General features: G+C 73.0%; 23 protein-coding genes and 1 tRNA gene. 17 read left to right on the top strand and 7 right to left on the bottom strand.

Translation table 11 applies throughout. The features are described from left to right. Positions 1-9 precede the first annotated feature (9 nt). From J2S66_RS30270 to J2S66_RS30285, 4 genes are all read left to right on the top strand, one after another. Positions 10-165 (top strand): DUF4244 domain-containing protein, encoded by a 156-nt coding sequence (locus J2S66_RS30270; protein WP_310311269.1) that lies wholly within the window; start codon positions 10-12, stop codon positions 163-165. Positions 166-248: 83 nt separating this feature from the next. Continuing rightward, positions 249-599: a TadE family type IV pilus minor pilin gene (locus J2S66_RS30275; RefSeq protein ID WP_310311271.1), complete on the top strand. Its 351-nt coding sequence runs from the start codon at positions 249-251 to the stop codon at positions 597-599. Beyond that, complete coding sequence (locus tag J2S66_RS30280; RefSeq protein ID WP_310311273.1) at positions 577-930, top strand: Rv3654c family TadE-like protein; 354 nt, start codon at positions 577-579, stop codon at positions 928-930. The genes J2S66_RS30275 and J2S66_RS30280 overlap by 23 nt, the downstream gene beginning before the upstream one ends. Positions 931-1,197: 267 nt before the next feature. After that, a complete protein-coding gene (locus J2S66_RS30285) occupies positions 1,198-1,797 on the top strand; it encodes a bifunctional DNA primase/polymerase (protein ID WP_310311275.1) in 600 nt (199 codons plus the stop codon). On the opposite strand, the gene sftH is transcribed toward J2S66_RS30285, so the two are convergent. Next, positions 1,767-4,145 carry a DNA 3'-5' helicase SftH gene (gene sftH / locus J2S66_RS30290; RefSeq protein WP_310311277.1) on the bottom strand — a complete coding sequence of 793 codons (2,379 nt, stop codon included), beginning with the start codon at positions 4,143-4,145 and terminating at the stop codon, positions 1,767-1,769. The two genes, J2S66_RS30285 and sftH, sit on opposite strands and share 31 nt — an antisense overlap. 281 nt (positions 4,146-4,426) lie before the next feature. Here sftH and J2S66_RS30295 point away from each other — a divergent pair, with 281 nt between their 5' ends. The 8 genes from J2S66_RS30295 (at position 4,427) to J2S66_RS30330 (ending at position 15,494) form a co-directional block, all read left to right on the top strand. Continuing rightward, positions 4,427-6,757, top strand: a complete 2,331-nt coding sequence (locus J2S66_RS30295; protein ID WP_310311279.1) for a sodium-translocating pyrophosphatase — start codon at positions 4,427-4,429, stop codon at positions 6,755-6,757. Positions 6,758-6,870: 113 nt separating this feature from the next. After that, the gene (locus J2S66_RS30300; protein WP_310311281.1) at positions 6,871-7,446 is read left to right on the top strand and encodes a hypothetical protein; all 576 of its coding nucleotides are present in this window, start codon (positions 6,871-6,873) and stop codon (positions 7,444-7,446) included. 243 nt (positions 7,447-7,689) lie between these two features. Beyond that, the gene (locus J2S66_RS30305) at positions 7,690-8,103 is read left to right on the top strand and encodes a hypothetical protein (RefSeq protein WP_310311283.1); all 414 of its coding nucleotides are present in this window, start codon (positions 7,690-7,692) and stop codon (positions 8,101-8,103) included. A gap of 146 nt (positions 8,104-8,249) precedes the next feature. Beyond that, positions 8,250-8,828 carry a hypothetical protein gene (locus J2S66_RS30310; RefSeq protein WP_310311285.1) on the top strand — a complete coding sequence of 193 codons (579 nt, stop codon included), beginning with the start codon at positions 8,250-8,252 and terminating at the stop codon, positions 8,826-8,828. Positions 8,829-8,955: 127 nt separating this feature from the next. Continuing rightward, positions 8,956-11,724, top strand: coding sequence for a type I DNA topoisomerase (gene topA, locus J2S66_RS30315; protein WP_310311287.1), 2,769 nt, complete (start codon positions 8,956-8,958; stop codon positions 11,722-11,724). Positions 11,725-11,747: 23 nt separating this feature from the next. Further along, positions 11,748-12,155, top strand: a complete 408-nt coding sequence (locus J2S66_RS30320; protein ID WP_310311289.1) for a hypothetical protein — start codon at positions 11,748-11,750, stop codon at positions 12,153-12,155. 84 nt (positions 12,156-12,239) lie between these two features. Beyond that, on the top strand, positions 12,240-14,270 hold the full coding sequence (locus J2S66_RS30325; RefSeq protein WP_310311291.1) for a bifunctional MFS transporter/dTMP kinase: 2,031 nt from the start codon (positions 12,240-12,242) through the stop codon (positions 14,268-14,270). A 21-nt stretch (positions 14,271-14,291) separates the two neighbouring features. Continuing rightward, positions 14,292-15,494, top strand: a complete 1,203-nt coding sequence (locus tag J2S66_RS30330) for a DNA polymerase III subunit delta' (RefSeq protein WP_310311293.1) — start codon at positions 14,292-14,294, stop codon at positions 15,492-15,494. On the opposite strand, the gene J2S66_RS30335 is transcribed toward J2S66_RS30330, so the two are convergent. Together J2S66_RS30335 and J2S66_RS30340 are read right to left on the bottom strand one after the other, a co-directional pair. Further along, positions 15,472-15,849 (bottom strand): hypothetical protein, encoded by a 378-nt coding sequence (locus tag J2S66_RS30335; protein WP_310311295.1) that lies wholly within the window; start codon positions 15,847-15,849, stop codon positions 15,472-15,474. The two genes, J2S66_RS30330 and J2S66_RS30335, sit on opposite strands and share 23 nt — an antisense overlap. A gap of 108 nt (positions 15,850-15,957) precedes the next feature. Beyond that, the gene (locus J2S66_RS30340) at positions 15,958-17,547 is read right to left on the bottom strand and encodes a hypothetical protein (RefSeq protein WP_310311297.1); all 1,590 of its coding nucleotides are present in this window, start codon (positions 17,545-17,547) and stop codon (positions 15,958-15,960) included. A 122-nt stretch (positions 17,548-17,669) separates the two neighbouring features. On the opposite strand from J2S66_RS30340, the gene J2S66_RS30345 reads away from it, so the two are divergent. Together J2S66_RS30345 and J2S66_RS30350 are read left to right on the top strand one after the other, a co-directional pair. Beyond that, positions 17,670-17,743, top strand: a tRNA-Thr gene (locus J2S66_RS30345). A gap of 141 nt (positions 17,744-17,884) precedes the next feature. Continuing rightward, entirely contained in the window at positions 17,885-18,049 is a 165-nt protein-coding gene (locus tag J2S66_RS30350) for a hypothetical protein (RefSeq protein ID WP_310311298.1), read from the top strand. Here the strand turns inward: J2S66_RS30350 and J2S66_RS30355 are convergent. From J2S66_RS30355 to J2S66_RS30365, 3 genes are all read right to left on the bottom strand, one after another. After that, positions 18,036-18,983, bottom strand: coding sequence for a TIGR03617 family F420-dependent LLM class oxidoreductase (locus J2S66_RS30355; protein ID WP_310311300.1), 948 nt, complete (start codon positions 18,981-18,983; stop codon positions 18,036-18,038). The genes J2S66_RS30350 and J2S66_RS30355 overlap by 14 nt on opposite strands. Before the next feature lie 77 nt (positions 18,984-19,060). Beyond that, a complete protein-coding gene (locus J2S66_RS30360) occupies positions 19,061-19,792 on the bottom strand; it encodes a thermonuclease family protein (RefSeq protein WP_310311302.1) in 732 nt (243 codons plus the stop codon). Positions 19,793-19,854: 62 nt separating this feature from the next. Next, entirely contained in the window at positions 19,855-20,307 is a 453-nt protein-coding gene (locus tag J2S66_RS30365; protein WP_310311304.1) for a DUF4442 domain-containing protein, read from the bottom strand. A 129-nt stretch (positions 20,308-20,436) separates the two neighbouring features. On the opposite strand from J2S66_RS30365, the gene J2S66_RS30370 reads away from it, so the two are divergent. Both J2S66_RS30370 and J2S66_RS30375 read left to right on the top strand, forming a co-directional pair. After that, positions 20,437-20,955, top strand: a complete 519-nt coding sequence (locus tag J2S66_RS30370) for a MarR family winged helix-turn-helix transcriptional regulator (protein WP_310311306.1) — start codon at positions 20,437-20,439, stop codon at positions 20,953-20,955. 4 nt (positions 20,956-20,959) lie between these two features. After that, positions 20,960-22,648 (top strand): MDR family MFS transporter, encoded by a 1,689-nt coding sequence (locus J2S66_RS30375; RefSeq protein WP_310311308.1) that lies wholly within the window; start codon positions 20,960-20,962, stop codon positions 22,646-22,648. Between the two features lie 85 nt (positions 22,649-22,733). Here J2S66_RS30375 and J2S66_RS30380 read toward each other — a convergent pair whose 3' ends face one another. Continuing rightward, complete coding sequence (locus tag J2S66_RS30380; RefSeq protein WP_306744409.1) at positions 22,734-23,237, bottom strand: inorganic diphosphatase; 504 nt, start codon at positions 23,235-23,237, stop codon at positions 22,734-22,736. Between the two features lie 114 nt (positions 23,238-23,351). Here J2S66_RS30380 and dacB point away from each other — a divergent pair, with 114 nt between their 5' ends. Further along, positions 23,352-24,986, top strand: coding sequence for a D-alanyl-D-alanine carboxypeptidase/D-alanyl-D-alanine endopeptidase (dacB, locus tag J2S66_RS30385; RefSeq protein WP_310311313.1), 1,635 nt, complete (start codon positions 23,352-23,354; stop codon positions 24,984-24,986). The last annotated feature ends 2 nt before the right edge of the window (positions 24,987-24,988 follow it).

The raw sequence follows: 24,988 nt of genomic DNA on the forward strand, positions 1-24,988 counted from the left end.
GGGATCAGGGTGTTGGGAGACGAGGGGATGTCGACGGCCGAGTACGCGATCGGCACGTTGGCCGCCGCGGGGTTGGCGATGGTGCTCTACGGGATCGTCAACGGCGACTGGGTCGTGGACGCGGTGCGGGGGTTGCTGGAACAGGCCTTCGCGGTGGACCTGTGAGCGGTCGCCGAGGGGCACGGGGAGCGCTGGAGTCGCCGAGGGGTCGTCGCCGGGGTGCGTGTCGGCTCGGGGATCGCGGGGCGGTGACGGTCGAGGCCGCGGTCGCCGTGTGCGGGTTGGTCGTGGTGCTGGCGCTCGGGGTCGGGGCCGTGATGGCGGTGGTCGGGCAGGTTCGGTGCACGGACGCGGCTCGGGAGGTGGCCCGGGTTGTCGCCCGTGGCGATGAGGGGCTGGCCCGCGGGGTGGTGGACGCCGTCGCGCCGGGAGGGGCCTCGTTCGAGGTGCGGTGGGAGCGGGCCGGGGAAGGGGTGCGGGAAGGGGCTGGAGGCGGTGCGGGGGTGTGGGTCGAGGTGTGGGTGTCCCGGTTCGGGGTCGAGTTGCGGGCTCGGGCTTACGCGGTGGTGGAGCCGGGTGTCCGGGCAGGGGGGCGGTGACGCGGAGCGCGGGGCCGCGTCCGTCCTCGCGGTGGCCGTGGTGGGCGTGTGGGGCGCGCTGGTGGTCGTCGGGGTGCTGGTGGGCGAAGGCGTCGTCACCCGCCACCGCGTCGAGGCCGCCGCCGACCTCGGGGCGCTGGCCGCCGCCTCGTGGGTGGTGGAAGGGGTGGACGTGGCCTGCTCGCGCGCGGGGCGGGTCGTCGGGCGGATGGGCGCCCGACTGGACGGGTGCGTGGTCGACGGCTGGGAGGTGGAGGTGGTGGTGAGCGGCGAGGAGTCGCTGTTCGGTGCGCCCGGCGCTCGGGCTCGGGCAGGCCCGGCCGAAGGGTGAGCACCGGCCCGCACGACGAACGGTCGATCAGCGGCGGTGAGCGGACTCACACGACCGCATATTCGCGGCCTCGGCGTGGATGAGGGGTTCTGGCGCCGTTCGGCCGCACCGCGAGGCCGCCGCGCTCGCCGTGCCACATCGACCAGTTGTCGAACTGCGGGTTACCAGAACCCCCGGTCATGGCGTTAGTTCAAGTGGCGGCACCGACGCGGTGTCGAGGAACGCCCGACACGGTGTCGTGGTCGTGACAGAGGAGGCGAACGGAAGATGGAGTGGTCGGATAGCTGGCGCGGGGCATTCCGCATCGAGCTGCGCGCGGAGGCGGTCACCCTCGCGTGGCACGGGTGGTCTGTGCTGCCGGGCACCTATCCGGCGGGTGACCAGTGGGCCGGCCGCGACGGGCTGGAGCACCACGGCCCGGTCCCCGTGCACCACGACTGGGAGGCGCGCGTCGGCACCGACCCCGACGAGGTCGCCACCTGGTGGGCCGGCCAGTCCTACAGCGTCCTGCTCGCCACCGGCCACGGCGTGGACGCCGTGGAGGTCAACGCCGAGCTGGGCCACCGCGCCGCCGTCGCGCTGCGGGCCACCGGCAACCCCGTCCCGATCGTCGCCACCCCGGCCGGCCGGTGGATGTTCCTCGTCGCCTCCGGCGGCTCCGTGCGGGTGAACGACGACGTCCGGCACTACGCCGCCGGCGAGTACGTCCCGCTGCCGCCGACCCCCGCGCACCACGGTGTCGTGCACTGGAGGGTCAAGCCCCAGGTCTGCGGGTGGGTCCTGCCGCCCGCGAGCGTGGTGCAGGACGCCCTCCTCCAGGCGCGGACCACCTCCGACTACGACCTGGTCACCGCCGACCGGTCGTGACCACCGTGGCCGTGCCGGACGTCGTGGGGCCTCTCCCCGACAACCCCGAGCACGACGTCCAGCACGGCCACCCCGCCCGCCTTGTCCAGCGGATCGTTGCCATTCCCGCACTTCGGCGACTGAACGCAGGACGGGCACCCGGCCGGACACGCGCAAGCAGCGATGGCCTCCCTAGTAGCGACCAACCACGGGACTACCGCGTTGAACCCGCGGTCGGCGAACCCGGCACCCCCCGGATGACCGTCGTGCACGAACACCGTCGCCTCCCCGGTGTCCTGGTGCAGTGCGGTCGAGACCCCGCCGATGTCCCAGCGGTCACAGGTCGCGAAGAGCGGTAGCAGGCCGATCGCCGCGTGTTCGGCGGCGTGCAGTGCGCCGGGGACGTGCGCCGGAGCCAGACCGGCGCCCCCCGGCGCACTGCCCAGCAACTCCGCCGAGACCGTGTACCAGACCGCGCGCGTCCGCAGCGTCTGCGCGGGCAGGTCCAGCGGCACCGAGTCGACCACCTGACCGGACGACAGCTTCCGCAGGTAGCCGACGACCTGCGAGGTCACCTCCACCTCGCCCAGGCACACCGTGACACCGCCGAAGTCCCGCCTCTCCACCTCGCGGACGATCGAGATGTCCTTGGTGTCGCGAGCCGTCGTGGACCAGTCCGGTCGCTCGGCGTGCACCAGCGCGATCCCGCTGTCCAGGTCGAGCCGGTCGACCACGTACGACTCGCCCTGGTGCAGGTAGACGGCGCCGTCGTGGACGGTCCGGTGCGCCGCGCCGGGGTCGACCGTGCCGAGCATCCGGCCCGAGTCGGCTTCCACGACCACGACCTGCTCGCCGCCCGAGCCGCGGATGTCCACGTCGCCGTGCGGCCGGTCGCGCGATGTCCAGTACCAGCCGTTCGGGCGTCGCCGCAGCACCGTGCGGGCCACCATGTCGTCGAGCACGGCGAGCGCCGCGTCACCGCCGAAGTCGGCGAGCGACTCGGGCGTCAGCGGCAGTTCCGCGGCGGCGCAGGCGAGCTGGGGTTCGAGGACGTACGGGTTCGCCGGGTCCAGCACGGTCGCCTCGACCGGCTTGTGCAGCACGGCGGACGGGTTGTGCACCAGGTACGTGTCCAGCGGGTCGTCGCGGGCGACGAAGACGACCAGCGCGTCGGAGTCGCCCGTGCGGCCCGCGCGACCCGCCTGCTGCCAGAAGGAGGCGAGCGTGCCGGGGAAGCCGGCGACGACGACCGCGTCCAGCCCGACGATGTCGACGCCCAGTTCGAGGGCGTTGGTGGTGGCCACGCCGAGCAGGTCGCCGGAGGACACCGCCCGCTCCAGGGCGCGGCGCTCCTCGGGCAGGTAGCCGCCGCGGTAGGCGGCGACCCGGCCCGCCAGCTCCGGGTCGACCTCGGCGAGCACGCGGCGGGCGCCCAACGCGGTCAGCTCGGCGCCCACGCGGGAACGGACGAACGCGAGCGAGCGCGCGCCCTCGACGACGAGGTCGGCCAGGATGCGGGCGGTCTCCGCGCCCGCGGAGCGCCGGACCGGCGCGCCGTTCTCGCCCTCCAGGTCGTCCAGCAGGGGCGGTTCCCACAGGGCGACCGTGCGGGCCGCGCGGGGCGAGCCGTCGTCGGTGACGGCGGTGCAGGGCAGGCCGAGGAGGGCGGAGGCGGAGGCCGCTGGGTCGGCGACGGTGGCGGAGGCCAGGACGAACACCGGGTCGGCGCCGTAGCGGTTCGCGATCCGCCGCAGGCGGCGCATCAGCAGCGCCACGTGCGAGCCGAAGACCCCCCGGTACGTGTGGCACTCGTCGACCACGACGTACGACAGCCCGCGCAGGAACCTGATCCAGCGGGCGTGGTGGGGCAGCACGCCGCGGTGCAGCATGTCGGGGTTGGTGAACACCCAGTTCGCGTGCGCCCGGACCCAGTCGCGCTCCGCCATCGGCGTGTCGCCGTCGAACGGGGCGGCGCGGACGCCGGCCAGGCCCAGCGAGGTGACGGACCGGAGCTGGTCCGCGCCGAGCGCCTTGGTGGGCGAGAGGTAGAGGGCGGTCGCCCTCGGGTTGTCGACGAGCGCCGTGAGCACCGGGAGCTGGTACGCGAGCGACTTCCCCGAGGCGGTGCCGGTGGCGACGACGACGTGCTCGCCGGCGCGCGCCAGGTCGGCGGCCTCCGCCTGGTGCCGCCAGGGTTCCCGCACACCGCGGTCGACCAGCGCGGACACCACGTCGGGCGAGGCCCAGGACGGCCACGGCGCGTGGCGGGCGGGTTGCGCGGGCAGGTCCTCGCTGTGCGTCAGCGGGGATTCACCGACCGGGACCCCGGCGAGCACCCGGTCCAGCAGACGACGTCCCTGGTTCACCACGCACCCGAGCTTCGCACCACGCGCCGCACCCCCGCATACCGGCTCCGCCCACCACTTCCGCGCACCGTGGCGACGTGGCTTTCGCTTCCTGCGCGGATAACGGTGTGTGTACGGATCGGAGCGGGCCGTTGTCTCCTTGCGCGCTATGAATAGACTCCGCCGCTATCGCATCCAATGAGGGATGCATCACGTCGTGTCGGGGCTGACAGTCGCGTGAGTGACCCGCCTCACATAACGGGGTGTGCCCGAAGTTGGGTTAGGAAAACTCACCAGGAGGACGGATGTCCCGGCAATTCCTCGCGGAGGGCCTCGAGCTCTCCGGAGGTGATCGCGGCCTTGTCGCCGTGGTCGCCGTGGTCGCGCTGGCCGCCCTGGCCGTCGGTTACGTGTTGCTTCGCGAGGTGCTGGCCGCGGGCCAGGGCACCTCCAAGATGCAGGACATCGCCAGGGCGGTCCAGGAGGGCGCGGCGGCCTACCTCAACCGGCAGTTCCGCACGCTCGGCATCTTCGTGGTCGTCGTGTTCGTGCTGCTGTTCGCGCTCCCGGCCGAAGACCTCGGCGAGCGCATCGGCAGGTCGCTGTTCTTCATCGTCGGCGCGGTCTTCTCGGCGATCATCGGCTACCTCGGCATGTGGCTGTCGACCCGCGCGAACGTGCGCGTCGCCGCCGCGGCCAAGGAAGCGGGTGGCCGGGAGAAGGCCATGCGGATCGCGTTCCGCACCGGTGGTGTGGTCGGCATGTTCACCGTCGGCCTCGGCCTCTTCGGCGCGGCCCTGGTCGTGCTGGTCTACGCCGGTCAGGCGCCCAAGGTGCTGGAGGGCTTCGGCTTCGGCGCCGCCCTCCTGGCCATGTTCATGCGCGTCGGCGGCGGCATCTTCACCAAGGCCGCGGACGTCGGCGCCGACCTGGTCGGCAAGGTCGAGCAGGGCATCCCCGAGGACGACCCGCGCAACGCCGCGACGATCGCCGACAACGTGGGCGACAACGTCGGCGACTGCGCCGGCATGGCCGCGGACCTGTTCGAGTCCTACGCGGTGACGCTGGTGGCGTCGCTGATCCTGGGCACGGCCGCGTTCGGCACCCAGGGCCTGCTGTTCCCGCTGATCGTGCCCGCGATCGGCGTGCTGACGGCGATCGTGGGCGTCTACATCACCCGCGCGCGCACCGGCGAGAACGGCCTGTCCGCGATCAACCGCTCGTTCTACATCTCGGCGGGCATCTCCGCCGTGCTGTGCACGGTGGCCGCGTTCGTCTACCTGCCCAGTTCCTTCGCCAACCTGAACCTCGCCGGCGCGTCCACGGACGCGAGCACCGCCGGCAACCCGGCGCTGATCGCCACCATCGCCGTGATCATCGGCATCCTGCTGGCCGGCGTCATCCTGTGGCTCACCGGCTACTACACCGGCACCGAGCACAAGCCGGTCAAGGAGGTCGGCCGGACCTCGCTGACCGGTGCGGCGACCGTCATCCTGTCCGGCATCTCGGTCGGCTTCGAGTCGGCCGTCTACACGGCGCTGGTCATCGGCGGCGCGGTGTACGGCGCGTTCCTGCTGTCCGGTTCGGCGATCGTGGCGCTGTTCGCGGTGGCCCTGGCAGGCTGCGGCCTGCTGACCACGGTCGGCGTCATCGTGGCCATGGACACCTTCGGCCCGGTCTCCGACAACGCGCAGGGCATCGCCGAGATGTCCGGTGACGTCGACGGCGAGGGCGCGCAGATCCTCACCGAGCTGGACGCGGTGGGCAACACGACGAAGGCCATCACGAAGGGCATCGCGATCGCGACGGCCGTGCTGGCCGCGACCGCGCTGTTCGGCTCGTACCGGGACGCGATCGACAAGGCGTTGCGGGGCGTGGGAGCCTCGTTCAACGACTCCGACTTCGTGTCGTTCGCGCCGAACGTGCTGGTCGGCCTGCTGATCGGCGCGGCCGTGGTGTTCATGTTCTCCGGTCTGGCCGTCAACGCGGTGACGCGGGCGGCGGGCGCGATCGTGTTCGAGGTGCGGCGGCAGTTCCGGGAGAACCCCGGGATCATGGACGGCACCGTGAAGCCCGAGTACGGCCGCGTCGTGGACATCTGCACGCGCGACTCGCTGCGCGAGCTGGCCACGCCGGGTCTGCTGGCGGTCATGGCCCCGATCGCGGTGGGCTTCGGCCTGGGCGTCGGGCCGCTGGCCGGGTACCTGGCCGGCGCGATCGCCACCGGCACGCTGATGGCGGTGTTCCTGGCCAACTCCGGTGGCGCCTGGGACAACGCGAAGAAGCTCGTCGAGGACGGCAACCACGGCGGCAAGGGGTCGGACGCGCACGCGGCGACGGTCATCGGCGACACCGTCGGCGACCCGTTCAAGGACACCGCCGGTCCGGCCATCAACCCGCTGCTCAAGGTCATGAACCTGGTCTCGGTGCTGATCGCGCCGGCGATCGTCACGTTCTCGGTGGGCGCGGACGCGTCGCCCGGGGTGCGGTACGCGATCGCGATCGTGGCCACCCTGGTGATCGTGGTGGCCGTGGTGGTGTCGAAGCGGCGGGGTACCGCCATCTCGGACGAGCCGCCCGCCGGGCCCACGTCGGTCTCCTCCGAAGGTGCTTCGGTGGCCAACGGCGCCGCGTAGCGCCGAGGGCCGGAAGAGCGGGGCGTCCTCCGGGGCGCCCCGCTCCTGTTCGTGCCCGTTGGTCCGGTCGGGGGCACACTGGGTGCGATGACCGAGATGTTGGGAGCCACTCGATGAGGCTGTCTGTGCTGGTCGCGGTTGCGGTGTTGGCCGCCGGGTGTTCGTCCGGCGGTGGTCCGGGAGCGCCCGCGCCCTCGTCGGCCGACGCCCAGGACAACCCGGCGGTCGCCTACATGGACAAGGTGTGCACCGCGGCGTCCACGTTCGTGACGGCGACCAAGACGCCGCCGCGGCTCGACGCGGGCGATCCGGCCGTGCTCAAGGCCGAGATGGCCGCCTACATGGGGCAGATGGCCGACGCCTACAACCAGACCGCGACCAGGCTGCGGGAGGTCGGGCCGTCGCCGGTGGCCGGCGGGGACGAGCAGGTCGGGGCCATGGCGACGACGTTCGCCGACATCGCGAAGAACTTCTCCGACGCCAAGGCCGCGCTGGACGCGGCGGACGCGAACGACCAGACGGGCGGGTTGCAGGCCGCCGGTGACGCCATCGCGCGCCTGGACACGTTCGTGGAGCCCTTGAAGGCGTTGGACGCGTCGCCCGAGCTGACGGCGGCGGCGGAGAAGGCGGGCGCGTGCCAGGGGCTGCGGAGGTTGACTCCCACGGGTTCGGCGGTACCCACCACGTAGTAGGTTGCTCGGTCTCTTGCCGATTCTTTGGGGGAATTCGTGAAGCATCGTGTCGCGCTCGCGGGTGTTTTCGCCGCTGTGCTCGTGAGTGCCGCGTGTGGTGGTGGGTCCGGGAGTGGCACGGCGGGGTCCACGACCGGGTCCGCCACGTCGACCACCTCGTCGGCACCGGCGGCCTCGGCCGACCCGGTCGAGTGGACGGGGACGTTCTGCGAGGGCATCGGGCCGACGATCGACGGTGTGATGTCCCTGCTCAAGACCATGTTCGAGGGCGGCGCCGACGACCCGGCCGTGCAGAAGGCCGCGCTGCTCGACTACAGCTCCAAGGCCGCCCCGGCGTTGACCCGGGCAGGCGAGGAGCTGGAGGACCTCGGCGCGCCCACGGCGGAGGCCCAGGCCCTGCACGACGAGCTGGTGAAGTTCTTCACCGAGTCGGGGGACACGCTCACCAAGGTCAGCACCGACCTGGCCGCGCTGGACCCGGCCGACCCGGAGTTCGCCACGAAGCTGGAGCAGCTGGGCGGGGATCAGGCCGACCCGTCCAAGCTCCAGGAGCAGATCAAGAAGTTGCAGGACGACCCGCAGCTGGGTGAGGCGTTCACGAAGGCGCCGCAGTGCGTGGCCCTCCAGGAGAAGATGGCGTCGCTGGGCGGCTGACGGCGTCCTGCGCCATTCGGTCGAACAACAGCGCCGGCAATCGGGTGAATTGCCGGCGCTGTTGTCGTCGGTGCTCCCGACGGGGTCACCGGTTCAGTCGTTCGGCGACTGGCCGAGGTCGAACGTGTGTTCTACGCTGCTGGGCCGTGGGGCAACTGTCCTTCTTCTCGGCCGAGGCCAGGCAGCCTTGCGTCGGCGACCTGGCCGGCCTGCTGTGCGGGCCCGGCCAGGTGCTGGGGTTCGCGCGCGGTCGGGCGGCCCGGGTGTCGGTCGGGGTGGACAGCCGGGCCCGCGGGGCCGCCGTGGTGGCCGCGCTGGGGGAGCGCGGGGTGCAGGCCCGGGTCGAGCTCGTCGAGGAGTCGTTGCAGGTCACCACCGCTTTTCGGACCGACCTGACCGGGTTGTCGGGTCAGTGGCTCGTCGACGGGAGCAAGGCGGTGCCGGACGGGTTCGCGCTGGACGGCGGGGTGCTGCGGTTGTGGGCGCTCGCGTCCGGCCGGTGGATCGAGTCGGGGTACTTCCTGGGGCTGGACCCGGCGGCGCCCGACACGCACGAGGTGTTGCGAAAAGCGTTGGCCACGTCGGGCCTGCCCTCGACACTCTTGGCGGAGAAAGCGGGGGGACCGGCTTTGCGCGTCGTCGGTCGCCGGCGGCTCGAACGGCTCGCGGAGCTGGTCGGACGTGCGCCGCACGGGGTCGCCGAGCGCACTTGGCCGGCTGCGTAGCGCCTCCTCCTGGCGGATGATCAGGCACAGTTGTGTCACCCTGTCCGGACCAGGGCTGCCCCGGCGGCGACAAAGGACAGTGCACACTGGCGGGTCGGGACACAGTGTTCGAAGAGAGCGGGACGGCGTGGCTGGATCGACACGGGCGAAGAAGGCAAGCGGGGGAGCGGCGAGCGGCAATCGGCGGTTGGTGATCGTCGAGTCGCCCGCCAAGGCGCGCAAGATCGCGTCCTACCTCGGCAACGGCTTCGTCGTGGAGTCGTCCAAGGGGCACATCCGGGACCTCCCCCGGGGCGCCGCGGACGTGCCCGCCAAGTACAAGGGACAGCCGTGGGCGCGGCTGGGCGTGGACGTGGACCACGACTTCGAGCCGCTCTACGTGGTCACGCCGGACAAGAGGTCGACCGTCGCGGAGCTGAAGGAGCTGCTCAAGGGCGTCGACGAGCTGTACCTGGCGACGGACGGCGACCGCGAGGGCGAGGCCATCGCCTGGCACCTGCTGGACACCCTGAAGCCCAAGGTCCCCGTCCGGCGGATGGTGTTCCACGAGATCACCGAGCCCGCCATCCTGGCCGCGGCCGCCAACCCGCGCGACCTGGACCAGGACCTGGTCGACGCGCAGGAGACGCGCCGCATCCTCGACCGGCTCTACGGCTACGAGGTCAGCCCGGTCCTGTGGAAGAAGGTCATGCCGAAGCTCTCGGCGGGCCGCGTGCAGTCCGTGGCGACCCGGATCGTGGTCGAGCGGGAGCGCGAGCGGATGAAGTTCGTGACCGCGTCGTACTGGGACGTGTCGGCGACGATGGACGCGGGGGCCGACGCCTCGCCGCGGGCGTTCGCGTCGCGGCTGGTCGCGGTGGACGGCGTGCGGCTGGCGGTCGGTCGCGACTTCGGCTCGGACGGTCGGCTGAAGACCGGGTCCGAGGTCCGGGTGCTCGACGAGGCGCAGGCGCGGACCATCGCGAACGGCCTGGTCAACGCGTCGATGACGGTGTCCTCGGTCGAGGAGAAGCCGTACACGCGCAAGCCGTACGCGCCGTTCATGACCTCGACCCTCCAGCAGGAGGCCGGCCGCAAGCTGCGCTTCTCGGCCGACCGGACCATGCGCACCGCGCAGAAGCTGTACGAGAACGGCTACATCACCTACATGCGCACCGACAGCACGACGCTGTCGGAGACCGCCATCTCGGCGGCGCGGGCCCAGGCGACGGAGCTGTACGGGTCGCAGTACGTGGCGAGCGCGCCCCGGCAGTACACCCGCAAGGTCAAGAACGCGCAGGAGGCGCACGAGGCCATCCGCCCCGCCGGTGAGGTGTTCCGCACGCCGGGGCAGGTCGCCCGGGAGCTGGAGTCCGACGAGTTCAAGCTCTACGAGCTGATCTGGCAGCGGACCATCGCCTCGCAGATGGCCGACGCGCGGGGCAACACGACGTCCGTGCGGATCACCGGCCGGACCGCCGGGGGCGAGGCCGTCACGTTCGCCTCGTCGGGCCGGACGATCACGTTCGCGGGCTTCCTCAAGGCGTACGTGGAGACGGTGGACTCGGAGGCGGGCGGCGAGTCCGACGACGCCGAGTCGCGCCTCCCGCAGCTGGTCAAGGACCAGGTCGTGCAGGCGGCCGAGCTGTCGGCGGACGGGCACTCGACGTCGCCCCCGCCGCGCTTCACCGAGGCGTCGCTGATCAAGACGATGGAGGAGCTGGGGATCGGGCGGCCCTCGACGTACGCCTCGATCATCAGCACCGTGCAGGACCGCGGTTACGTGTGGAAGAAGGGCTCGGCGCTCGTGCCCTCGTGGGTGGCGTTCGCCGTGGTCGGGCTGCTGGAGCAGCACTTCGGCCGGCTGGTCGACTACGACTTCACGGCCGCGCTGGAGGACGAGCTGGACGGCATCGCCGCCGGCCGGCAGGAGCGCACGACCTGGTTGTCCGGGTTCTACTTCGGCGGGAACGTGGGGCCGGAGTCGTCCGTGGGGCGGTCCGGCGGGCTGAAGAAGCTGGTCGGGTCGAGCGTCGAGGAGATCGACGCCCGCGAGGTCAACTCGATCCCGCTGTTCGCCGACGACGAAGGGCGGACCGTGGTGGTCCGGGTCGGCCGGTACGGGCCGTACCTGGAGCGCGAGGTCGGCGGTCCCGACGGCGAGGTCACCGCGCAGCGGGCGAACCTGCCCGACGACCTGCCGCCGGACGAGCTGGACCGGGAGGTCGCGGAGAAGCTGTTCTCCACCCCGCAGGAGGGCCGCTCGCTCGGGGTCGACCCGGTCAGCGGTAACGAGATCGTGGCCAAGGAGGGCCGCTTCGGGCCCTACGTGACCGAGGTGCTGCCGGAGCCGCCGGACGGCAAGAAGGCGGCCAAGCCGAGGACGGGCTCGCTGTTCAAGTCCATGTCCCTGGACTCGGTGACGCTGGACGACGCGCTCCGGCTGCTGTCGCTGCCGAGGGTGGTCGGCAAGGACCCGGAGACCGGCGCCGAGATCACCGCGCAGAACGGCCGCTACGGCCCGTACCTGAAGAAGGGCACCGACTCGCGGTCGCTGACCGGCGAGGACCAGCTGTTCACGGTGACCCTGGACGAGGCGCTGAAGATCTACGCGGAGCCGAAGAAGCGGGGGCGGGCCGCCGCCGCGCCGCCGCTGAAGGAGCTGGGCGAGGACCCGGTGTCCGGCAAGCCGATGGTGGTCAAGGAGGGCCGGTTCGGCCCGTACGTGACGGACGGCGAGACCAACGCGTCGCTGCGCAAGTCCGACAGCGTCGAGGGCCTGTCCGACGAGCGGGCCTCCGAGCTGCTGGCCGAGAAGCGGGCCAAGGGGCCCGCGCCGAAGAAGAAGGCGCCCGCGAAGAAGGCCCCGGCCAGGAAGGCGCCCGCGAAGAAGGCACCGGCGAAGGCGAAGGGCTGACGGAGCCCTGGTGAGGGGTGGCGGTGGACGGCGTCGAGTTCGGACCCGACGGGACGGGGGAGCCGCCGCCCCCGCGCCTGTTCACCGACCCCCTGGCGGGGTTGGTGACCGGTGAGGCGGTGCTCTGGCCGGAGGCCGTGACTCCGGTCGTGGCGCCACGACCGGTGGTACCTCCGGCGGTGGTGTCTCCCGGGGTGGTGCGACCGCCGGCCGTAGTGGCGGCCCCGGTCGTGCGGCGGGCGCGGCGGGCCCCGGCCACCGGCGGGCGCCCGCCCGTGGTGCACGCACCGCCGGGGCAGGCCCGGGTGGGCGCGGGGGAGAAGGGCCGGGGCGGGCTGGTCGCGTTCCTGGTCGTGCTCGGCGGGCTCGGTGCGCTGCTGTTCCCGGTGGTGCGTGCGATCATCGACGCCGTGGTCGACCTGTTCCGATGATCTCGCTTCGGTCACCCGAATGGTGGAGGGGGTCATCCGGGTGAACTGCCCCGGCTAACCTGATGGCCTGCAACAACGGCGGGGGTGAGCACCATCCGAGAAGGCGGCACAGCTGCTTCGACCAGCCACCGGATTCGCAGCGTGTTGGCGATCCGGCCGTTCCGCAGGCTCTGGGGTGTCACCTATCTGTGCAGTGTAGGTGACTGGCTGTCATTGCTGGCGTTGACCGGCCTGGTCACGAAGCTGATGGACAGCTACCAGTGGCAGAACTTCTCGCTGAGCCTGGTGGTGCTGACGCAGCTGCTCCCGGGCATCCTGTTCGCCCCCCTGGGCGGCGTCCTGGCGGACCGGTTCGACCGGCGCAAGATCATGATGGTGTGCGACCTGCTCCGCGGCGCGCTGTTCATCTCGATCGCCCTGGTCGGCACGGCGTGGTGGCTGTTCGTCGCGAACTTCCTCGTCGGCTGCTGCGCGATGCTCTGGATCCCCGCCAAGGACTCGGCGGTGCCGAACCTGCTGCGCAGGCCCGACCAGGTGGAGACGGCCAACCAGCTCGGCCTGGTGATGACCTACGGCATCGCGGTGATCTCCGGCGCGGGCCTGTACTCGATCATCTCCGGCATCCCCGGCTACCTGCACCTCCAGAGCGCCGACCTGGACTTCCGGATCGCGACCATCGCGGTCATGGTCAACGGCGCGCTGTACGTGACCTCGGCCATCCTGGTGGCGACCCGCATCCCCGAGCTGTCGGGCCGCATCGCGACCACCAACAGGCGGCGGCGCGAGCAGGGCGAGGCACCCGGGTTCTTCGCCATGATGAGCGACGGCATGAAGTACGCCGGCCGCACGCCGCTGGTCCGCGGCCTGGTCGTCGGCATGATCGGCGCGTTCGCGGCGGCCGGCGCGGTGGTCGGCACGGCCAAGACGTACTCGAACTCGCTGCTCGGCGGCGACTCGACGTTCGGCCTGCTGTTCGTGGCCGTGTTCGCGGGTCTCGCGGTCGGCATGGCGACGGCGCCCCGGATGGCGCGCCGGCTGTCCTACGAACGGCTGTTCGGCGTCACGATCGTGGTCGCCGGCCTGAGCCTGGTGCTGGTCGCCTTCGCGCCGCACCTGTGGGTCGCGCTGATCGCGGTGGCGTTCGTGGGCGCGTCGGCGGGCATGGCGTTCCTGACCGGCCTGACGATCATCGGCTCGCGGGTCGAGGACGCGATGCGCGGCCGGGTCGTGGCGCTGGTGCAGACGCTGCTCAAGGTGGTGCTGTTCGCGTCCTCCGCGGCGGCCCCCCTGCTGGTCACGCTGGTGAAGACGCGCACGGTCACGGTCTTCGACCACCCGATGCAGGTGGACGGGACGCGGCCGGTGATGTTCGGCGCCGGCCTGCTGGCCGCCCTGCTCGGCCTGATCGCCTACCGGCAGATGGACGACCGGCGCACCGAGCCGATCCTGTCCGACCTGATGGCGGCGCTGCGGGGGCGCGGGCGGCGCAAGGGCGGCGTGCTGATCGCCGTCGAGGGCTACACGCGGCAGGACACGGCGGCGCAGGCGCGGCGGCTGGCCGACGCGCTGCGGGAGGACGGTCGGCAGGTGCTGCTGGCCTCCGACCCCGACCTGGACGAGCAGCGGCTGCGCAACATGCTGACCACGGCCGACCTCGCCGGGGTGCGGGCGCACGCCCTGGTCGCCGCCGCGGTGCGGGCGGACGTGGTCGAGCGCGAGGTGCGGCCGGCGCTGGACGAGGGCGCGATCGTCGTCATGGAGCGGTACGTGGACAGCCCGTTGGCGCACTTCAGCGCGGCCGGCAGCGTCGAGCCCCGGGAGATCGAGGGCCTGGTCGACTGGGCCACCGGGCGGCTGCGGCCGGACGTGACGGTGCTGCTGGACCGCACGCCCGTCGAGGGCCGCGCGTCGGGCGGGGCGCTGGAGACCGTCGAGCACCACTGGCGGGTGCAGCGGCTGCTGACCGAGATGGCGTCCGCCGACCCCGAGCGGTACCTGGTGGTCGACGGCGACGGCACCGAGGACGAGGTGGCCGAGCGGGTGTCGTCGGCGCTGCTGCCCCTGCTGTCGCGGCGGGCCGGGACGGTGTCGCGGCCGGTGGCGGAAACGTCGTAGCGGCTCGGTACGGTCGGCGCCGTGAACCGTGGTGGTGCTTGGGCGGGTGTCGTCGGTCAGCCCGAGGTGGTCGCCGTGCTGTCGGCGGCCGCGGAGGCCGCCGCCTCGATCGTGGCGGGCGGCACGCCCGCGCCGGGCGCGATGACGCACGCCTGGCTGTTCACCGGCCCGCCCGGATCGGGCCGGTCGGTCGCCGCGCGGGCGTTCGCGGCGGCGCTCCAGTGCACGACCACCGACGACCGGCCGGGCTGCGGCACGTGCGCCGGGTGCCACACCGCGCTGGCCGGGACGCACTCCGACGTGCGGGTGGTCGCCCCCGAGGGCCTGTCGATCTCGGTGGGCGACATGCGGGCGCTGGTGCAGGTGTCCGCGCGGCGGCCCACGACCGGGCGCTGGCAGGTGGTGATCATCGCCGACGCCGACCGGTTGACCGAGGGCGCGGCGAACGCGCTGCTCAAGGCCGTGGAGGAGCCGCCGGCGCGCACGGTGTTCCTGTTGTGCGCCCCGTCGAGCCACCCGGACGACGTGTCGGTGACCATCCGGTCCCGGTGCCGCGTCGTGTCCCTGGGCACGCCCCGGCCGGCGGCCATCGCGTCGGCGCTGGAGGACGAGGGCGTCGCGCCGGACGTGGCGTCGTGGGCGGCGTCGGTGTGCGGCGGGAACGTGGGTCGGGCGCGGCGGCTGGCGACCGAGGGGACGGCGCGGGAGCGGCGCGAGTCGGTGCTGCGCATCCCGCTGGCGCTGAAGCGCCCGGCGGACATCTTCACCTGCGCCGACCAGCTCGTGTCGGCCGCCGAGGGTGACGCGCTGACCGCGACCGAGGGCCGTGACGTGGCCGAGCGGGAGGCGCTGGAGACGGCGATGGGCGCGGGCGGCACCGGCAAGGGCACCGCGGCGGCCACCCGGGGCGCCAAGGGCGCGCTGAAGGACCTGGAGAAGCGCCAGAAGTCGCGGGCCACCCGCACGCAGCGCGACTCGCTGGACCAGGCGCTGGTCGACCTCGCCGCGTTCTACCGGGACGTGCTGGTCACCGCGACGGGCGCGGCGGCGGCGCTCAACCACCCGGACCGGGCCGGTGACGTGCGCACGGCCGCGTCGTCGTGGACGCCGGAGTCCACCCTGCGCCGGCTGGAGGCCGTGCTGGGCTGCCGCACCGCGCTGGAGCGCAACGTGAAGCCGAGGATCGCCGTGGAGGCGATGCTCACGCACCTCCAGCGGGGCTGACGGGCAGGCCCGCCGAGCGGACCGCGGCGGTCACGGCGGCCGTCGCCCGGTGCAGGGTGGCGACCGAGCCCTCGGACAGCCGCACCCGCGCCGGGACGGCGAACCGCAGCGACACGGTGTGCGCGCCGCGGTGGTCGATCGAGAACAGCATGGACAGGTCGCCGCCCGCGTCGGTGCGCAGGTCGTACTCGAACGTGACGTCCGAGTCGGTCCCGTCCTCGCGGTACGCGCTGCCCGCGACGGCCCAGCCGGCGGCGGTCAGCTCGTCCCACGCGGTCTGGAACGCGGTGGCGTAGATCGCCTGGAGCGGCTCGGGGCCGTCGGTCGAGACCAGCGTCAGGTCGGGCGTGGCCATCGGATGCCTCCTGGGGGTGGCGGAATCCCCCGACGGTGTGCTTCTCGGCTGGTGCCCGGCCCCGTTACAAAGGGCTGCTCCCGGTCCTGCCGGAACCGCCGCGCGTGCTCACGCCGCGGGAGGCGGCTCGGGCGATCGGGTCGCGGGCCTCGGCCGGCGGTTCGGCAGGGCGGCCACCAGGACGACACCGAGCACCAGCAGGGCGGTCCCGGTCCAGAAGATCGGGACCGTCTTGTACGCCGCGCTCGTGTAGGCCAGTGGCGGCGTGCCCGGCACCGGTCCGGCCGGGGCGCCGCCACCGGGCCGGGCGGGCGGCGCGGCGCACACCACGCCGCCGGCCGGGGCGGCCGCGCGCACGATCTGCTCACCCAGGGACACCTGCGCCAGTGCCGAAGGCAGGTTCGGCAGACCGAGCGCGTCGGTCGGGAGCAGCTGGAGGTCGAGCAGGCGCGCGGTCGCCCCGAGCATGAACCCCTTCACCACGGGGCCGCCCTGCTGGAGCGGGCCGTCGATGGCCTGCCCCTTCTGGTTGAGCTGGCCGACCTGGAGCCGCAGGACGCCGATGTCGAGCCTGGGCAGCGCGTCCGCCAGGTCGCCGACCAGGGGGAGCCGCTGCCCGCCGGCGACGCTGATCGGCACGTCGAGCTTCGGGTTGGCCGCGTCGATCGTGCCCAGGTCCCGGCCGCCCTGGCCGACCCGGAGCACGGGCGCGGTGTACTCGACCTTCGAGGTGGCCTCGTCACCGGTGGACAGGGCGGTCAGCACGGGCGGGCTCACCACGTCGACCCGGATCTCGGCGGGGGTGCCCTGGAGCAGCCGCAGGCTCGCGACCTGGAGCGTGGACGTGGACTTCACGGCCTTGTTCGCGCTGCCGGGGAGGTCCACGACCTCGACGGTGGAGCGGGCGCTCAACGTCTCCGGGAGGCTCAGCAACGACCCGGTGGCGCCGGTGTCGGGCGTGCCGGAGAGCAGGCCGCCGAGTTGGCTGAGCGGTCCGGCGAGACCCTTGACGGCGTCGATCAGCGACTGCTTCGCGGCGTCGTCGAGCTTCGGCGTGTCCTGGGTGAGCATGCCGGTCAGGTCGGTGGCGCCGGGCAGCGTCGGGATGGCGTTGAGCACGCTGAGGCTCGCCACCGAGGTCCGGGCGTCCGCCAAGGGGCTCACACACGGACCGAGCTCGTCGTCCCAGCGGGCGTGCGCCGAGCCGTCGAGGAGGCCCACCCCGAGCAGCGCGTCCAGCGGCGTGGCGGGCGGCGTGAGACCTCCCGCGACCGGCTCGGCGTTGTCCGGCGACGCGGTCTGCACGAGCGTGCCGGGCGTCTGCGGCGCCCGGCCCTGCACGGCGAAGCCCAGCGGCGACGCCTGCGCCACCGACCGCTCGTAGCTCAGGAACGCCTCGCTGTTGACCTGGGCGCTGGCGAGCCCCACCCCGATCTCCGCCGCCGACTGCCTGGGCAGCTGCTCGCCGAAGCCGGGCAGGATCGAGCCGGCCGGCGTCGACTCGGGCGCGAGCCGCACCACGGCCAACCCGGTGCCCGCGTCGCCGACCGCGTGGGTCGTGAGCTCCGGCCCGGCGGACGCGGGGGGCTGACCGGGGTCGTTCGGGCCAGGCACGGGGGTGGTCGTCGGCTGCGCGGACGCGGGGGAGGCGGCGAGCGCGACCAGGATGGCGGCGGCGGGCAGGGCCGTCAGGCGCATGTGGTCGTACCTCCCGGTGGCGGCGGCATCGCGCGACGCCGTGTGGGCGGCGTCACGACGCGTTCAACGACCCGACCCCCGGTCAGGTGACGGGCCGGCGTGGGCTATAGTTGTCGCGTCTCGCCGCCTTAGCTCAGTCGGCCAGAGCAGCTCACTCGTAATGAGCAGGTCGTCGGTTCGATTCCGACAGGCGGCTCGCGAGATCAGGAGGCCCCGGACCCCGGTCCGGGGCCTCCTTCGTCATCAGGTGCTCTGATACTGCTCCATCAGGGTGACGTTTCCACCACCGGCGTCAGCTGTGGGTGAGGGTGTCGTTGCCACCGTGGAGGTGATGCCGATGGGTGCGATGGTCCTGATGACGTTCCTCGCGCTGCCGCTCGTGGTGCTCGCGGCACGGGTGGGGCGACGTCGCTGGGTGCGGCGTTCCGCCCGGCGGCGTGCCGGGCTGTTCCGGCACTGGGTGCCGGACGAGCCCAGCGGACGTCACCTCATCCGGTCCTGAGGACCGGCGCGGCCACGCGGGTGACCACGTCGCCGTAGCGGCGGGTCAGCTCGGCGCGCGCCTCGGCCGGCGTGCCGACGACGGCGAAGGCGTGCAGCACCTCGTCGGTCACCAGGCCCGCCATGTCGTCCCAGCGGGAGCGGCGGGACAGGCGGTGCAGCTCCTCGTGCAGGTCGCCCCAGCCGTGCAGGTCGAGCACCTTGCGGTACGACGGCGTCGAGCCGTAGAACGCGATCCGCCGCCGCACCGCCGCCACGTCCTCGTCGGTGCACGCCACCAGCGACGGACCGCTGATCCCCAGGCCCGCGAGCGGCCTGCCGGCGCGTGCCCGGCCCCGGGCCAGGGCGGGGAGGGTCACCTCGCGCAGGTACCGCTCGGTGGTGAAGTCGTGGCACAGGAAGCCGTCGCCCACCTCGCCCGCCACCTCGGTCATCAGCGCGCCGACGCCCGCCAGCCAGACCGGCGGCGCGCCGTGCGGGTTGGGTCCGGGGTCGAAGAACGGCGTCATGAGCGTGTGCGCGTAGAACTCGCCCCGGAACCGCAGGCGCTCGCCGGTGGCCCAGCTGTGCCAGATCGCGCGGACCGCCAGCACGAACTCGCGCATCCGCGCCGCCGGGTGCGACCACGGCATGCCGAACCGCTTGGTCACGTGCGGTTCGACCTGGGAGCCCAGGCCCAGTTGGAAGCGCCCGCCGGAGAGCAGGTGGAGGTCGTTCGCCTGCACGGCCACCGTCATCGGGTTGCGCGCGAACGCCACCGCGATGGCGGTGCCCAGGTCCAGGTCGACGGTCCCCGCGACGCGGGACAGCGCGACGAACGGGTCGTGCTTGGTCTCGGCGACCCAGAACCCGTCGCAACCGGCCGCCGCGGTCTCCCGCGCGGCGTCCAGGACCGTGCGCGGGTCGGGTTCGATCTCCAGGCGGTCGACCTTCATGCCGCGCACGCTAGTCGGCGGGGGGAGCCGCGAGGTCGCGCCGGCCCTCGGACGCCGGCGCGTCGCCCGTGGCGCGGCTACTCGCAGGCCACGCCGTCGCCGTCGCGGTCCAGCGCGGACCGGTAGCCCGGCTGCCCGGCGTACAGGGGGGCGGCTCCGGCCGCCCTGGCCGCGGCGCAGTTCGCGTAGTAGGCGGCGTTCGCGGGCGGGTCGGGCCGGGGCGCGGGCTCGGGCGCCGGCGGCACGGGCGCGGGCGCGGGAGCCGGCGGCGGCACGGGGACCGGTGCGGGCGGCGGGGGTGCGGCCACGTCCGCGCCCGAGCACGGCGCGCCCCACAGCCCGACCCCGGCGGCCTTCGCGGTGTCCTGCGCGGCGACGAGGGCTGCCCCGGCGGTCTGCTCCGCGCGGGCCATGCCGTGGCCGAGGACGTGCACGGCCAGGTCGGTCCCGTCGGGCAGCAGCACGGTGGCGCCGACGACCCGCAGGTCCCGGCCCGACAGCGCCTGGCGCAGGAAGTCCGTCGCGGCCCCGGCCCAGCACTCGCCCGGCTGGGCCAGGCCGCCCAGCTGCACCCGGCCGCCACCGGACAGCGTGACGGTCCGGGCGTCGACGACCTCCGCGAGGCGCACGGCAGGCGGCGCGGTGGTGGTCGTGGTCCTCGTCGTCGTCGTGGTGGTGGTGGTCGTGGTGGACGGGGACGTCGTGCCCCCGGCCGCGCCGGACGTGCCGCCGCACGCGCTCACGAGGGTGATCAGGGATAACGCGGTCAGCGCGGTGGTGGACCGACGACCGCCGGTGGGGTGTGCCATGCCCGCGTCATCGATCCGCACCGCCACGGGTGTTACCCACGTCACACGAGGTGATCGGCCGGTCACCGGTTGGGGCGCAACGTCCAGACGACGGTCATCTCGCCGGTCGTGACGCCCTCGGCGTCGGTGATGGTCACGTCCACCGGGAACTCCGGCCGGGTGCCCGACTCCAACTCGGCCACCACGTCCGCCGCGGGGCGGCCGAGGACGGCCTCGGCGCGCAGCACGCCCAGCGCGAGCTTCCGGTAGGCGATGTCCGACCGCACGACCAGCGGCGTGGCCTTGGCCAGGTGCTCCGCGAACGCGGCCATGACGACCGCGCCCGAGGCGGTCTCCGCGACGCCGAACACCATCGCGGCGTGCGGGCCGCCGACGTGGTTGCGCAGCTCCTCGCGGTCGGGCAGCTCGGCGACCACGCGGTCACCGGCGACCTCCGGGAACTCCACGCCGGAGGTCTTGACCCACGGGACGGCCTGCTTCATCGCGTCGGCGACGAACGAGTGGTCAGCGCTCATGCGAGTCACATTACTCGCCGGTAACCCCTGAGGCGGCGGTCACTCGTATTCCGTTTGCCAGGACGCGGTCACGAGGTCCATGCTTGTACTTGGCAACTAGTTGGTTGGTGCAAGCAAACGGAGTGTGGCATGGTCCTGCCCGTCGGGGGCGAAGTGTCGGTCGAGGACGACCTGGTCGTGGCCGATCGGCTGGGCACGGCGCTGGTGCGCATGAACAGGATGCACGCCTGCGTCTCGTCGCACATGAGCAAGTCGGGCATGGACAAGGCGTCGTTCGTCCTGCTCGCGACCCTGAGCCGGCTCGGGCCCGCGCGGTCGAGCGCCCTCGCCGAAGCGGTTTTCTCCGACCCCTCCACGGTCAGCCGCCAGGTGGCGACGCTGGTCAAGCAGGGACTGGTCGAGCGCCGCGCGGACCCCGAGGACGGCCGCGCCAGCGTGCTGGCCGTGACCGACGCGGGCGGACGCCTGCTGGACGAACGCCGGCGGCAGCGCAACCAGGCGCTCGTCCGGCTCTTCGCGGACTGGGAGCCTCAGGACCGGCTCCGGTTCATCGAGTACTTCGAGCGCTTCGTGGGGGACTACGAGATGGCGCTGCCGCATTTCATCGCTGAGAGCGGACTGGGGCCGCGCTCAGAAGGGGAGAAGTGACCTGATGTCGGAAACGACGACCCGAGCGGACGCGCCGCCACCCGGCGCCGCCCTGCTCACCCACCGGCAGATCCTGACGATCCTGTCGGGCCTCCTGCTGGGCATGTTCCTGGCCGCGCTCGACCAGATGATCGTGGCCACGGCCATGAAGACCATCGCGGACGAGCTGCACGGCCAGACCCTCCAGGCGTGGGCGACCACGGCCTACCTGATCACCGCGACGATCTCCACGCCGCTGTACGGCAAGCTGTCCGACATCTACGGCCGCAAGCCGATGTACCTGACCGCGATCTCGTTGTTCCTGGTCGGCTCGCTGCTGTGCGGCATCGCGAACACGATGTACGAGCTGGCCGCGTTCCGCGCGGTGCAGGGCCTCGGCGCCGGCGGTCTGATGTCGCTGGCCCTGGCGATCCTCGCGGACATCACCTCACCGCGTGAGCGCAGCCGCTACGCCGGCTACTTCATGGCCGTGTTCGGTGTCTCCAGCGTCGCGGGCCCGGTCGTCGGCGGCCTGTTCGCCGGCATGGAGTCCTTCCTCGGCACGGCCGGCTGGCGCTGGGTGTTCCTGGTCAACGTGCCGGTCGCGCTGATCGCGCTGGCCGTCGTGGCGAAGGTGCTGAACATCCCGCACAAGCGGGTGAACCACCGGATCGACTTCCTCGGCGCGGGCCTGCTCACCGTCGGCCTGGTGCCGCTGCTGATCGTGGCCGAGCAGGGCCGCGAGTGGGGCTGGGCCTCGCCCACCACCCTCGCGCTGTGCGCCCTCGGCGTCCTCGGCCTGGCCGGGTTCGCGTGGGCCGAGAAGCGCATGGGCGACGAGGCGCTGCTGCCGCTGCGCCTGTTCAAGCGCCGGACGTTCTCCCTGGGCAACGCGGTCAACTTCCTGCTCGGCCTCGGCATGTTCGGCGGCATGGTGTCGCTGCCGCTGTACCTCCAGATCGTGAAGGGGCACTCGGCCACCGAGTCCGGTCTGATGATGCTGCCGATGACGCTCGGCATCATGACGGCGGCGGGCACGAGCGGCAGCATCACCGCGAGGACCGGCCGCTACAAGGTCTTCCCGGTCGTCGGGTTCGGCGTGATGACCGCGGCGCTGTTCGCGTTCAGCTTCGTCGGCACCGACACGCCGCTGTACGCGCCGCTGGTCCTGATGTTCTTCCTCGGCATCGGCCTCGGCCTGAGCATGCAGACCCTGCTGGTGGCGATCCAGAACGACGCCGAGCCCCGCGACATGGGCGTGGCGACCGCCTCGGCCACGTTCTTCCGGCAGATCGGCGGCACGGTCGGCACCGCGGTGTTCCTGTCGATCCTGTTCAGCACGGTCGGCGACAGGATCGGCGACGCGCTGCGCGCGGCGTTCACCCGGCCCGACTTCCAGGCGGCGCTGGCGCGGCCCGAGAACCAGGCGTTCGCGGGCGCGCTGCAGAGCGGCCAGGGCTTCGACCTGGACAACACCGAGTTCCTGTCGACGCTCGACCCGGCGCTGGCGCGGCCGTTCCTGGACGGCTTCTCCGGCTCCATCGACCTGGTGTTCCTGGTCGGCTCGTGCGTGACGGTGGTCGGCTTTGTGATCATCTGGTTCCTGCGCGAGGTACCGCTGTCGAACCGGTCCGGCCTGGAGCGGGTCAAGGACGGCGAGGACGCGGCGGCCGCCGAGGACGCCGACCGGCCCGCGCCCATCGCGATGCACTGATCGGGGCGCACCGATCGGCCGTCACTGATCGGGTGAAAGAAGAGGCCCACCCCCGCATGGGGTGGGCCTCTCGCCGTTCACGCTTTCAGTGATCTTCGCCGCGGGCGACCGCGTCCTTCAGGCGCTGGTAGGAGCGGACGATCTCCGCCTCGGCCTCGGTGCGGCCGACCCAGGTGGCGCCCTCGACGCTCTTGCCGGGCTCCAGGTCCTTGTAGACCTCGAAGAAGTGCTGGATCTCCAGCCGGTAGAACTCGCTCAGGTGGTGGATGTCGCGCAGGTGCTCCGAGCGCGGGTCCTCCGCCGGGACGCAGAGCAGCTTGTCGTCGCCGCCCTTCTCGTCGGTCATCCGGAACATGCCGATCGCGCGGGAGCGGATGAGGCAGCCCGGGAACGTCGGCTCCTGGACCAGGACCAGCGCATCGAGCGGGTCGCCGTCCTCGCCCAGCGTGTCGTCGACGAACCCGTAGTCCGCCGGGTACTGAGTGGCCGTGAACAGGGTGCGGTCCAGTCGGATGCGCCCCGTCTTGTGATCCATCTCGTACTTGTTGCGGACCCCCTTGGGGATCTCGATGGTGACGTCGAACTCCACTGCGCGGTCCTCGCTCGTCTTCGCCGTTCGTTACGCCACTAGTGTGGACTACGACGTCTCGTCAACCCTTTGCCCCTGGTGTGACGTTGCCCGTACTCGACTGCGGAGGATTGCGTGCCCGACGAGCCATCGTGGCCGACCGTCGACGGCGACGAGGTGCCGCGCGAGCCGCCGACGGTGCAGGTCAGGCGTCCCGACCCGCCGACCATGCGCATCCCGGCGCCCCTGCCGCCACCGCCCGCGGCGGTTCCGCCGAGGCCCGCCGCGCCGACGCCGCGCCCCCCGCGCGAGCGGCCGACCGAGATCAAGTCGGAACCTGAACCGGTTCCTGAACCGATCACGGAAAGTGAAGGGACGCCGCCTCCCGCGCCGCCCGCCAAGCGGCGCAAGCGGCCGTACCTGCTCGCGCTCGCCGCCCTGCTCGTGCTGGCGCTGGCCGGCACCACCGTCGTCGGCGCGCAGCGGGGCTGGTTCGACCGCACGCCCACCGCGACGACCGCCGCGGCGCCGCCGCCCGCGCCCGTGGCGCTGTCCGTCAAGGGCATCGGCGCGGACGGCGCCGCGCCCACCGCGGCCGGGGTGAAGGCCGCGCTGACCGGACCGGCGGCCAACCCGCTGCTGGCCCCGCTGACGGGGGTCGTGGTGGACCCGGGCACCGGGCAGGCGCTGTGGAACCAGGGCGAGAAGACCCCGGCCACGCCCGCGTCCACCACCAAGGTGCTGATCTCGGCCGCCGCGCTGCTCTCGCTCGACCACACCGCGCAGTTCTCCACGAAGGTGGTGCGGGGGGCGCAGCCGGGCACCGTCGTGCTGGTCGGCGGCGGAGACCCGACGCTGTCCTCGCTGCCCGTCGGCGACACCACCGTGTACCCCGGCGCACCGACGCTGGACGAACTGGTCGCGCAGGTCAAGGCGACCGGTCCCGTCACGCAGGTGCTGTTCGACGCGTCGCGGTACACCGGTGAGGGCCTCGCGCCCGGCTGGGCGCCCGGCGACGTGCCCGACGGGTACGTGTCGCCGATCCAGCCGCTCATGCTCGACGGCGGTCGCGGCAACCCGAAGCTCCTCGACACGCCCCGCACGTCCACGCCCGCCGCCGACGCGGCGTCCGCGCTGGCCCAGCGGCTGGGCGTGACCGCCGCCGTCGCGCCGGGCACGGCGGCCGCGGGGGCCGAGGTGCTGGGCGAGGTGAAGTCCGCGCCGGTGGACCGGCTGGTCGAGAACCTGATGCAGAACTCGGACAACGTGCTGGCCGAGACGATGGCGCGGGAGATCGCCATCGCGCGGGGCGCGGAGCCGTCGTTCGCCGGTGGCGCGCAGGCCGTGCGGGACGTGCTGGCGCAGCAGGGGTTCGACCTGGCCACGGCGGTGTTCGTGGACGGCAGCGGCCTGTCGCCGAACAACAAGCTGCCCGCGAAGCTGCTCGCGGACATCCTCACTGCGGCGGCCAAGCCCGACGCGTCCGACGAGCGCACGGCGAAACTCCGACCGCTGCTCACGGCCCTGCCGGTCGCGGGCGGCAGCGGCACCCTGGCGACCCGCTTCCAGGAGGCGGGCGCGTCCGCGAAGGGGTGGGCGCGGGGCAAGACGGGCACGTTGAGCGGCGTGCACTCGCTGGCCGGCGTGGTGGTCGACGCGGACGGCCGGCTGGTGGTGTTCGCGTTCATGTCCCAGAGCACGCAGAGCGGCGACGCCGTGCGCGGCGCCCTGGACGAGATGGTCGCCGCCCTGCGCGCCTGCGGCTGCTGACC

Source organism: Saccharothrix longispora (assembly GCF_031455225.1).
Classification (GTDB): Bacteria; Actinomycetota; Actinomycetes; order Mycobacteriales; family Pseudonocardiaceae; genus Actinosynnema; species Actinosynnema longispora.

Bases quoted from the DNA above. Each gene is read 5' to 3' on its own strand.
- J2S66_RS30370 (WP_310311306.1), top strand. From the start codon at position 20,437: ATGGTCCTGCCCGTCGGGGGCGAAGTGTCGGTCGAGGACGACCTGGTC.
- J2S66_RS30360 (WP_310311302.1), bottom strand. From the start codon at position 19,792: ATGGCACACCCCACCGGCGGTCGTCGGTCCACCACCGCGCTGACCGCG.
- J2S66_RS30305 (WP_310311283.1), top strand. From the start codon at position 7,690: ATGTCCCTGCTCAAGACCATGTTCGAGGGCGGCGCCGACGACCCGGCC.
- J2S66_RS30375 (WP_310311308.1), top strand. From the start codon at position 20,960: ATGTCGGAAACGACGACCCGAGCGGACGCGCCGCCACCCGGCGCCGCC.
- J2S66_RS30350 (WP_310311298.1), top strand. From the start codon at position 17,885: ATGGGTGCGATGGTCCTGATGACGTTCCTCGCGCTGCCGCTCGTGGTG.
- J2S66_RS30340 (WP_310311297.1), bottom strand. From the start codon at position 17,547: ATGCGCCTGACGGCCCTGCCCGCCGCCGCCATCCTGGTCGCGCTCGCC.
- J2S66_RS30295 (WP_310311279.1), top strand. From the start codon at position 4,427: ATGTCCCGGCAATTCCTCGCGGAGGGCCTCGAGCTCTCCGGAGGTGAT.
- J2S66_RS30300 (WP_310311281.1), top strand. From the start codon at position 6,871: ATGAGGCTGTCTGTGCTGGTCGCGGTTGCGGTGTTGGCCGCCGGGTGT.
- J2S66_RS30335 (WP_310311295.1), bottom strand. From the start codon at position 15,849: ATGGCCACGCCCGACCTGACGCTGGTCTCGACCGACGGCCCCGAGCCG.
- J2S66_RS30285 (WP_310311275.1), top strand. From the start codon at position 1,198: ATGGAGTGGTCGGATAGCTGGCGCGGGGCATTCCGCATCGAGCTGCGC.
- J2S66_RS30365 (WP_310311304.1), bottom strand. From the start codon at position 20,307: ATGAGCGCTGACCACTCGTTCGTCGCCGACGCGATGAAGCAGGCCGTC.
- J2S66_RS30355 (WP_310311300.1), bottom strand. From the start codon at position 18,983: ATGAAGGTCGACCGCCTGGAGATCGAACCCGACCCGCGCACGGTCCTG.